Origin of the sequence: uncultured Caballeronia sp. (assembly GCF_964243625.1) — a bacterium.
In the GTDB taxonomy this organism is placed as follows: Bacteria; Pseudomonadota; Gammaproteobacteria; order Burkholderiales; family Burkholderiaceae; genus Caballeronia.
Map to the genome: position 1 here is coordinate 1 of NZ_CAXTGZ010000277.1, position 7,828 is coordinate 7,828.

At 60.5% G+C, this 7,828-nt stretch carries 10 protein-coding genes; 5 read left to right on the forward strand and 5 right to left on the reverse strand.

Features of this window, described 5'->3' with window-relative positions; genetic code table 11:
• The 3 genes from ACFFAR_RS18675 to ACFFAR_RS18685 all read left to right on the forward strand — a co-directional run.
• Positions 1-188, forward strand: a 188-nt coding sequence (locus ACFFAR_RS18675) for a 50S ribosomal protein L19 (RefSeq protein ID WP_375508254.1), incomplete at its 5' end; no start/stop codon positions are given.
• Between the two features lie 130 nt (positions 189-318).
• Positions 319-1,020 carry a CoA pyrophosphatase gene (locus ACFFAR_RS18680; protein WP_236873356.1) on the forward strand — a complete coding sequence of 234 codons (702 nt, stop codon included), beginning with the start codon at positions 319-321 and terminating at the stop codon, positions 1,018-1,020.
• A gap of 114 nt (positions 1,021-1,134) precedes the next feature.
• Positions 1,135-2,073, forward strand: a complete 939-nt coding sequence (locus ACFFAR_RS18685) for a CobD/CbiB family protein (RefSeq protein ID WP_062000004.1) — start codon at positions 1,135-1,137, stop codon at positions 2,071-2,073.
• Between the two features lie 332 nt (positions 2,074-2,405).
• Here ACFFAR_RS18685 and ACFFAR_RS18690 read toward each other — a convergent pair whose 3' ends face one another.
• Genes ACFFAR_RS18690 through ACFFAR_RS18700 form a run of 3 tightly spaced genes read right to left on the reverse strand, consistent with a single transcriptional unit; the run spans position 2,406 to position 4,933 of the window.
• Positions 2,406-2,732 (reverse strand): putative signal transducing protein, encoded by a 327-nt coding sequence (locus ACFFAR_RS18690; RefSeq protein WP_174364089.1) that lies wholly within the window; start codon positions 2,730-2,732, stop codon positions 2,406-2,408.
• Positions 2,733-2,741: 9 nt separating this feature from the next.
• On the reverse strand, positions 2,742-3,668 hold the full coding sequence (rsgA, locus tag ACFFAR_RS18695; protein WP_062167311.1) for a ribosome small subunit-dependent GTPase A: 927 nt from the start codon (positions 3,666-3,668) through the stop codon (positions 2,742-2,744).
• On the reverse strand, positions 3,665-4,933 hold the full coding sequence (locus tag ACFFAR_RS18700) for a M48 family metallopeptidase (protein WP_062000001.1): 1,269 nt from the start codon (positions 4,931-4,933) through the stop codon (positions 3,665-3,667). Before ACFFAR_RS18700 ends, rsgA begins: the two co-directional genes overlap by 4 nt.
• A gap of 147 nt (positions 4,934-5,080) precedes the next feature.
• Here ACFFAR_RS18700 and orn point away from each other — a divergent pair, with 147 nt between their 5' ends.
• Positions 5,081-5,704, forward strand: coding sequence for an oligoribonuclease (gene orn, locus ACFFAR_RS18705; RefSeq protein ID WP_375508255.1), 624 nt, complete (start codon positions 5,081-5,083; stop codon positions 5,702-5,704).
• Positions 5,705-5,738: 34 nt separating this feature from the next.
• Here orn and mog read toward each other — a convergent pair whose 3' ends face one another.
• Positions 5,739-6,359 (reverse strand): molybdopterin adenylyltransferase, encoded by a 621-nt coding sequence (gene mog, locus ACFFAR_RS18710; RefSeq protein ID WP_174364088.1) that lies wholly within the window; start codon positions 6,357-6,359, stop codon positions 5,739-5,741.
• Positions 6,343-6,990, reverse strand: coding sequence for a ribosome biogenesis factor YjgA (yjgA, locus tag ACFFAR_RS18715; protein WP_061999998.1), 648 nt, complete (start codon positions 6,988-6,990; stop codon positions 6,343-6,345). Before yjgA ends, mog begins: the two co-directional genes overlap by 17 nt.
• Before the next feature lie 187 nt (positions 6,991-7,177).
• Between yjgA and ACFFAR_RS18720 the strand changes: the two genes are divergently transcribed.
• A partial coding sequence (locus tag ACFFAR_RS18720; RefSeq protein ID WP_375508256.1) for a TldD/PmbA family protein occupies positions 7,178-7,828 on the forward strand: 651 nt, incomplete at its 3' end.

A 7,828-nucleotide genomic window follows, 5' to 3' on the forward strand; every position in this document is an offset into this window, starting at 1 on the left:
AGATTTCGTCGGGCGAAGGCGTCGAGCGTACGTTCCAGACCTACTCGCCGCTGCTCGCTAGCATCGTCGTGAAGCGTCGCGGTGATGTGCGTCGTGCAAAGCTGTACTACCTGCGCGAACGTTCGGGCAAGTCGGCTCGGATCAAGGAAAAGCTCGTGTCGAAAGACCGTTCTGCTGCCAAGGCGTAAGTGTTGCGCTGACCGCTGCACCGGAAAAAGCACCCTCGCGGGTGCTTTTTTCTTTGGTGTGGTCAAATCATGTCTTGCGTCATCGTTCACGGCGCCTGAAATCAAAACCAATCAAGAAGCCAAGTCCCACGTGTCCGCCCCCAAGCCGTCGACTCCCCGCATTCTCGAGCCCGAAATCCTGCCGATCGAATCGACCAGCTCGGACTTGCCTCGCGTGCGTGAAGACGTGCTGACGCCCGACGGCATGCGTGCGAGGTTTTCACAGACGCTCGACTGGACGCCGGACGCACGCGATGACAAGGTCAAGGCGCTCGGGGGCGATCCGAGGGTGGCGTCGGTGCTGATTGCGCTTGTCGTGCGCGAAGGCGGTCTGACCGTGCTGCTCACGCAGCGTGCCGATCACCTGACGAACCATGCCGGGCAAATCAGCTTCCCGGGCGGACGCCAGGAACCCGAAGACGCCGATGCCGCCGCGACCGCGCTTCGCGAAGCGCAAGAGGAAGTGGGGCTCGAGGCCGTGCATGTGGAAGTGCTGGGCGAGCTGCCCGACTATCTGACCGGTACCGGATTCCGCGTCACGCCGGTCGTCGCATTGGTCCATCCGCCGATCGAACTTCACGCCGATACACTCGAAGTCGCCGATATCTTCGAAGTCCCGCTCGCGTTCCTCATGAACCCAGCCAATCATCAAGTCCGCGTGTTTCGATGGGAAGGCGGCGAACGTCGTTTTTTTGCGATGCCGTTCACACCCGCCGAGAATGCGGCTCCGTATTTCATCTGGGGTGCAACGGCGGGTATGTTACGTAATTTCTATCGCTTCCTCGCCGCGTGACGCGTAATGTGTCGGCACCCGAATAGCGCTTCAGCCGATGTGTCCCTCTGGCTGCATCGGCGCTGTGATATCTTTACACGAAATTCGTAAAACTCGAATGTCCCGGCGCATCGCATGACTTTTTTCTCTGTATTGCTGGCTCTTATCATTGAGCAGTTGCGCGCGCTTTCGCCGCAGAATCCCATATCGGCGTTGCTTCAGTACCATGCGGAATCCGCGGCTCATGGCTTCGATGCCGGCAAGCCGCGGCATGGCGTGCTCGCGTGGCTGATTGTCGTAGTGCCGTGGACGTTGGCCGTCGGGCTGGTCTATTACGTCCTTTATCACATCAACTTCGCGCTCGCGTTCCTCTGGAACGTGGTGATCGTGTATTTCACGCTCGGGTTCCGGCAGTTCAGCCACTATTTCACCGATATCCATCTCGCGTTGAACAACGACGATGTTCCGCGCGCCCGCGAAATTCTCAACGAGTGGACCGGTATCGATACACTCGATATGCCCGTGAGCGAGATCGTCCGGCATACGCTGGTTCATGCCGTAGTGGCGTCGCACCGGCACGTGTTCGGCGTGTTCTTCTGGTTTCTGATTCCTATCGGGCCGGCGGGTGCGGTGTTCTATCGGATCGCTGAATATCTGGCGAGGTCGTGGGTCCGGCCGACGGATGAGCGCACACCGGCGTTTTCTACGTTTGCGCAGCGGGCGTTTTTCTTTATCGATTGGGTGCCTGCGCGGTTGACGGCTTTGGGGTTCGCTATTGTGGGGAATTTCGAGGACGCCATTTATGCGTGGCGCAATCACGCCAAGCAGTGGCCCGATGCCAATGAGGGTGTTTTGCTCGCCGCCGGGAGCGGGGCGCTGGGGGCGCGGCTGGCCGGCCCTCTGGCCGAACCACTCAGCGTGGAGGCGTTGGCTGTTGGTGATGCCAGTCCGCTGCCAGTGGGCGATGATTGCACGCCACGGACGCTTCAGTCTGCAGTTGGGCTTGTTTGGCGCGCCGTGATCTTGTGGATGTTGTTGTTGCTCATGCTGAGCATTGCGGTTTGGCTGGCCTGAGGGGTTTGCTCGGGCTGTGCTGCTGTTCTCTTGTGAATTTGATTCGCTTCGGTCCATTAGCGTTGCCCCTGTGCGGGGCGGCACTTCATTTCTTTTTCCAAACGGCGAAAAAGAAACGAAGCAAAGAAAACGCCTTCACACCACAACCACTAAATTACCCTCAGCGCACAGCCTCGCTGGTGGCACGCATCTGCCACCGCCCACAATTATCCGGCGCCGTTGAAAAGAACCTTCTCGCCTTTCAATTTTACTTCACACGCTTCGCTTATCAGGCCGTACCGCCTGCCAGGTCGTACCGCCTGCTTGGTCTCGCTGGCCCCACGTTCCTGTTTTTATTCGTCGTGCAACGGGTCTCTCGCCGTTCCGCATTGCCAGCACACCGTGAATTGTGCTTCCAGCGTCTCACCGCATTGCTGGCATCGCCATGACTTTGCGTTCGATGCCGGGCCGTTTCTCGCACGGTTCAATATTTCGGTCGCCAACGCTTCGTCGCGGTCATCCGGTATCCAGATCTCCGGCGCACATTGCTCCGCCGGAATCTCACCCATCGCACCACTCAAATAACGGTTGTGCAACTCGCACGCAATGCCCGCCGTCGACAGCACATTCATCCAGTGATGCGCCGTGATCAGGTTCGGAGCCCGCGTCAATTTTTTCATGCGATGGGGTTATCGGACAATTTGGCTGGCCTCGTGCACCAACTGCGCATACAACTGATGCCGCGCCGGGCGAATCTTGCCTTCCGCCATTGCTTCCAGAATCGCGCAACCCGGTTCGTGCAGATGCCGGCAGTTGTAGAAGCGACACTTGCCCAGGAACGGCCGGAAGTCCGCGAACGCTCGCTCCAGCTGTCCCTCTGAAAGATGATGCAATCCGAATTCCTGGAAGCCCGGCGAATCGATCAAGGACCCGCCGCCCGGCAATGGGTACAACCGGGTGAACGTGGTCGTGTGCCGGCCGCTGTTCAACGCCTTCGATATTTCCCGCGTCGCCACCTCGGCATTCGGAATCAAAATGTTCACGAGCGTCGACTTGCCCATGCCCGACTGTCCGAGCAGCAGCGTCGACCGGTCGGCGAGGCGGGCATCGAGTTCATCGTGGACGTGCTGGGGAGCCGCTTTCGCCGATAACTCCACGACCGTGTACCCAAGCTCCCGATACAGCGCCAGGCGCCTGCGCGCAACCGCGAGCGGCCCTTCCATATCGATCTTGTTCAGCACGATCAGCGGCTCGAGGCCGTGCGCCTCCGCCGCAATCAACGCGCGCCCGAGCAAGTCCTCGCTGAAGTGCGGTTCGGTACCCAGCACGATCATCAATTGATCGAGGTTGGCCGCAAAGAGCTTTGATTTGAACTGGTCGGACCGGTAGAGCAGGTTTCTTCGCTCGCCAATCTCGACAATCACACCCTGATCCGCCGATGACTGTTCGTACTGCACCACGTCGCCCACCGCGATCTCGCTGCGTTTGCCGCGCGGGAAACATTGCAGCATGGCGCTGCCGTCAGCGGGAGCTACCAGGTAATGCCGCCCGTGAGCGGCAATGACCCTTCCTTCAATGCGCGCGTTCGCCGGTTTCTTCGCGTCGCGCGGCCTCATGCGGCGAATTGCATCAGGCGCTCGATGCGCTGCGATGCTGGCGGATGCGATGCGTAAAACGCGGTGTAGATAGGGTCCGGCGTGAGCGTGGACGCGTTGTCCTCGTACAGCTTCACGAGCGCGTTGACGAGGTCGCGCGGGTCGGTCTGGCTCGCGGCGAAGGCATCGGCTTCGAATTCGTGCTTGCGTGAGCTGAGACTGCCGAGCGGCGTCACGAAGAACATGAAGACAGGCAGCGCCAGCATGAACAGCACGAGCGCCAGGCCGTTGTTGTTGCCAATCAGCGATGGCCGCACGCCCAGCCCTTCATAAAACCATACGCATTGCGCAAGCCATCCGAGCAGCGCAAGCATCACGAGGCTGAGCGCGAACGTGACGACCAGGCGCTTGATCACGTGGCGGCGCTTGAAGTGCCCGAGTTCGTGCGCGAGGACCGCTTCTATCTCGCTGCCGGAAAGCCGGGCGAGGAGGGTATCGAAGAAAACGATCCGTTTCGCCGCACCGAAACCCGTGAAGTACGCGTTGCCGTGCGCCGAACGGCGGCTTCCGTCCATCACGAACAAGCCCTTCGCGGCGAAGCCCGTACGCGACATCAGGTTTTCAATCCGCGCGCGCAACGCTTCGTCTTTCAGCGGCTCGAACTTGTTGAAAAGCGGCGCGATGAACGTGGGATACAGGATCAGCACGAGCATCTGGAACGCAACGAGCAGCACCCACGCCCAGAGCCACCACAACGCGCCGGCCTGGTTCATCAGCCACAAGGTCACGAACAGCACCGGCAAGCCGATAGCCGCGCCCAGCACCACGCCCTTGATCAGATCGAGGAAAAAGAGCTTCTTCGTCATCCGGTTGAAACCGAATTTCTCTTCGATCACAAAATGGCGGATGTAATCGAACGGCAGGTCGACCACGCTCGTGATCGCCACCACGATAGCGACCAGCGCCATCTGCCCGACGTACCCACGGCCGAGCCAGTCGGTTACGGCAAGATCGATCTGCTGGATGCCGCCGAGCAGCGTCAGCGCAATCAGCAAAGCGGCGCTCACCACGACCTCGACCATGGTCAGGCGCGTGCGCTCGACGGTGTAGTCGGCCGCGCGCTGGTGGGCGGCGAGCGGAATGGTTTGAAGAAACTGCGACGGCACATGCTTGCGATGCGCCGCGACGTGCCGGATCTGGCGCGAAGCGAGCCACAGCTTCGTGCCTACCATGCCGACCAGCGCCACGACAAACACGACCGAGAACGCGAGATTGAAATTGGACATCAGCGGAAACCCGATTAAATTATGCGAGAATTATAGGTTCTTGGCCGTCACCGCGCGCATGGCTTGTTGCGCGTCAGCCGAACGGCCGGGTCCTGCAAATCACCTGCGCGCCGTTCCAGGCGTCAAACCCATTCAGGTTGCCCTCCTATGGCCGATTCCGTGCTCGATTCCTCTACTTCCGCTAGCCCGTCAGACCTCGTTCGCAGCGACATGAACCTTGTCTGGCTCGACATGGAAATGACGGGTCTCGAACCCGATAACGACCGGATCATCGAAATTGCGGTGGTCGTGACGAATTCGACGCTCGATAAACTCGTTGAAGGGCCGGTCCTCGCCATCCATCAGGACGAAACGGCGCTTGGCAAGATGGACGAGTGGAACCGCAACACGCATGGCCGCTCGGGGCTGACTGAACGGGTGCTGGCTTCGACGGTGGATGAGGCCGAAGCCACGCGGCAAATCCGCGAATTCCTCGGTCGATATGTGCCGCCGGGCAAGTCGCCCATGTGCGGTAACTCCATCTGTCAGGACCGGCGTTTCATGGCGCGGTGGATGCCGGAACTCGAAACGTTCTTCCATTACCGCAACCTCGATGTCAGCACGCTCAAGGAATTGTGCCGCCGCTGGCAGCCGGCCATCTATAAGGGTTTCCAGAAGCGCGCCATGCACACGGCGCTTGCCGACATTCACGAGTCCATCGACGAACTCAAGTACTACCGCGAGCATTTCCTGATCCCATCGGCAACCGGCGCAGCAGGCGCGGCCGCTTGAAAGATGAAGCAACGCTGAAGGAACGTGGCAGCGTTCAGGTCTTTGACGGCCTGAGCGCGCTTTTTGGCCGGAACGAGGCGATCACTTCCGGCCGCGTTTCAATATAAGGTCCGCCGATCAGATCGATGCAATACGGGATCGCCGCGAAGATGCCGGGCACTTTCGTTTTGCCGTCAGCGTCGCGCAGTCCTTCCAGCGTTTCGCGGATGGATTTTGGCTGGCCCGGCAAATTCACGATCAGCGCCGCGTGATCCGCCGTTTCACGAATCACGGCCACCTGGCGCGAAAGAATGGCGGTAGGCACGAAGTTCAGGCTGATCTGGCGCATTTGCTCGCCGAAGCCAGGCATCGGCTTGGTGGCGACCGCAAGCGTGGCTTCCGGCGTCACATCGCGGCGCGACGGGCCTGTGCCGCCCGTGGTCAGGATGAGATCGCAGCCGGTTTCATCGACGAGTTCCAGGAGTGTGGCCGAGATGGTGGCCGTGTCGTCATGAATCAGGCGGGTTTCGGCGCGCCAGGGTGAATTCAGCGCGCTCGCGAGCCATTCCTTCAGCGACGGAATGCCCTTGTCCTCGTACACGCCGTCCGAAGCGCGATCGCTGATCGAGACCAGCCCGATCAGCAATTCGTCCGGATGATTACGCTTTGTAGCCATCGTCGTCATCTCGTTGCGGGAATTCAACGTCGTCACCGTCTTCGGCTTCGATTGCGCTTTCGTCGTCTTCTTCGTCCACGCCCGCAGCGGTCTTGATCCACTGGAACAACTCACGGAAGTAACGCGGCGGCTTGCTCTGCTCGCGTTCCTTGCGCGCGTTGCGGATCAGCGTGCGGCCTTCCTGCGGATCGACACCGGGATGCTTGCGGATGAATTCGGTAAGGGCGGCGTCGTCGGCGAGGAGTTTTTCGCGCGTATGTTCGATCCAGTGCAGCTTGGCGGTTTCAGCGCGATTGACACCGCGATACGTGTCGAGCGCCGTGCGCAGCGCCGCTGTTTCCTCGTCGGTCAGGGAGCGCATCACGCGGCCGACGTATTGCACCTGGCGGCGCTTGCCTTCGTGATCGGTGATCTTGCGGGCGTCGCGGACGGCGTCGTCGAGCTTTTCCGGCATGGGCATGCGTTTGAGCGCATCTTTGGGAAGCTCGATCAGCGCCACGCCGAGCACTTGCAGCGCGAGCATGTCGCGTTTGAGCTGCGATTTGCTCGGGCGGTCGTAGCCGTGCTCGCTGCCATCCTGTTCGGTGGCAACGGCCGGATTTATGGGTTGCGTGCGGGTTTTACGGTTCATCGCGATATTGTACTTGTTCGAAGGGGCCCGCTGGCGCCTCGCGGCATGGACGAACGAAACCAAACACCCCTGGACTTGCTATGATCTTGCGATACACGGAAGCGGTCATGGCGAGCGCTGCGCCACTGAATTCCGGCGCGACCGTTCTGAACCCTTCTGCAACTCGAGCATCCACAGGCAGACAAAAATGGCAGCAGACATGGACGTGAGGCAACGCTTTTTCCCGCACACCCAGGACGAGCTGAAAGAAATTGCGTCCGACATCCTGCGGCACGCGAAGGAACTCGGCGGGACCGATGCCGCTACGGAAATCTCGGAAGGCGATGGCCTTTCGGTCAGCGTGCGTCGTGGCGAAGTCGAAACCATCGAACACAATCGCGACAAGATGGTGGGTGTGACGGTGTTCATCGGCAAGAAGCGGGGGAATGCGAGCACCTCGGACTTCTCGCGCGCCGCGTTGAAGGACACGGTGGCCGCTGCGTACAACATCGCGCGCTTCACGGCCGAAGACAGTGCCGCCGGCCTCGCCGAAGCGGAATTGCTCGAAATGGCGCCGCAGGACCTCGATCTCTATCACCCGTGGGATATCAACGCCGAAGAAGCGGCAGACCTTGCGCGCCGCGCGGAAGACGCAGCGTTCGCCGTCGACAAACGCATTCAGAATTCGGAAGGCGCGAGCGTCTCGGCGCAACATTCGCAATTCGTGCTGGCAACATCGCGCGGGTTCATGGGTGGTTATCCGTTCTCGCGGCATTACGTGGCGTGCGCGCCTATCGCGGGATCGGGGCGCGACATGCAGCGCGACGATTGGTACACCTCGAAGAGAAATGCGGCCGAT

Coding starts and splice junctions, on each gene's coding strand:
- ACFFAR_RS18690 (WP_174364089.1), bottom strand. CDS start 2,732: ATGAAAAAATTGACGCGGGCTCCGAACCTGATCACGGCGCATCACTGG.
- rsgA (WP_062167311.1), bottom strand. CDS start 3,668: ATGAGGCCGCGCGACGCGAAGAAACCGGCGAACGCGCGCATTGAAGGA.
- orn (WP_375508255.1), top strand. CDS start 5,081: ATGGCCGATTCCGTGCTCGATTCCTCTACTTCCGCTAGCCCGTCAGAC.
- mog (WP_174364088.1), bottom strand. CDS start 6,359: ATGGCTACAAAGCGTAATCATCCGGACGAATTGCTGATCGGGCTGGTC.
- ACFFAR_RS18700 (WP_062000001.1), bottom strand. CDS start 4,933: ATGTCCAATTTCAATCTCGCGTTCTCGGTCGTGTTTGTCGTGGCGCTG.
- yjgA (WP_061999998.1), bottom strand. CDS start 6,990: ATGAACCGTAAAACCCGCACGCAACCCATAAATCCGGCCGTTGCCACC.
- ACFFAR_RS18685 (WP_062000004.1), top strand. CDS start 1,135: ATGACTTTTTTCTCTGTATTGCTGGCTCTTATCATTGAGCAGTTGCGC.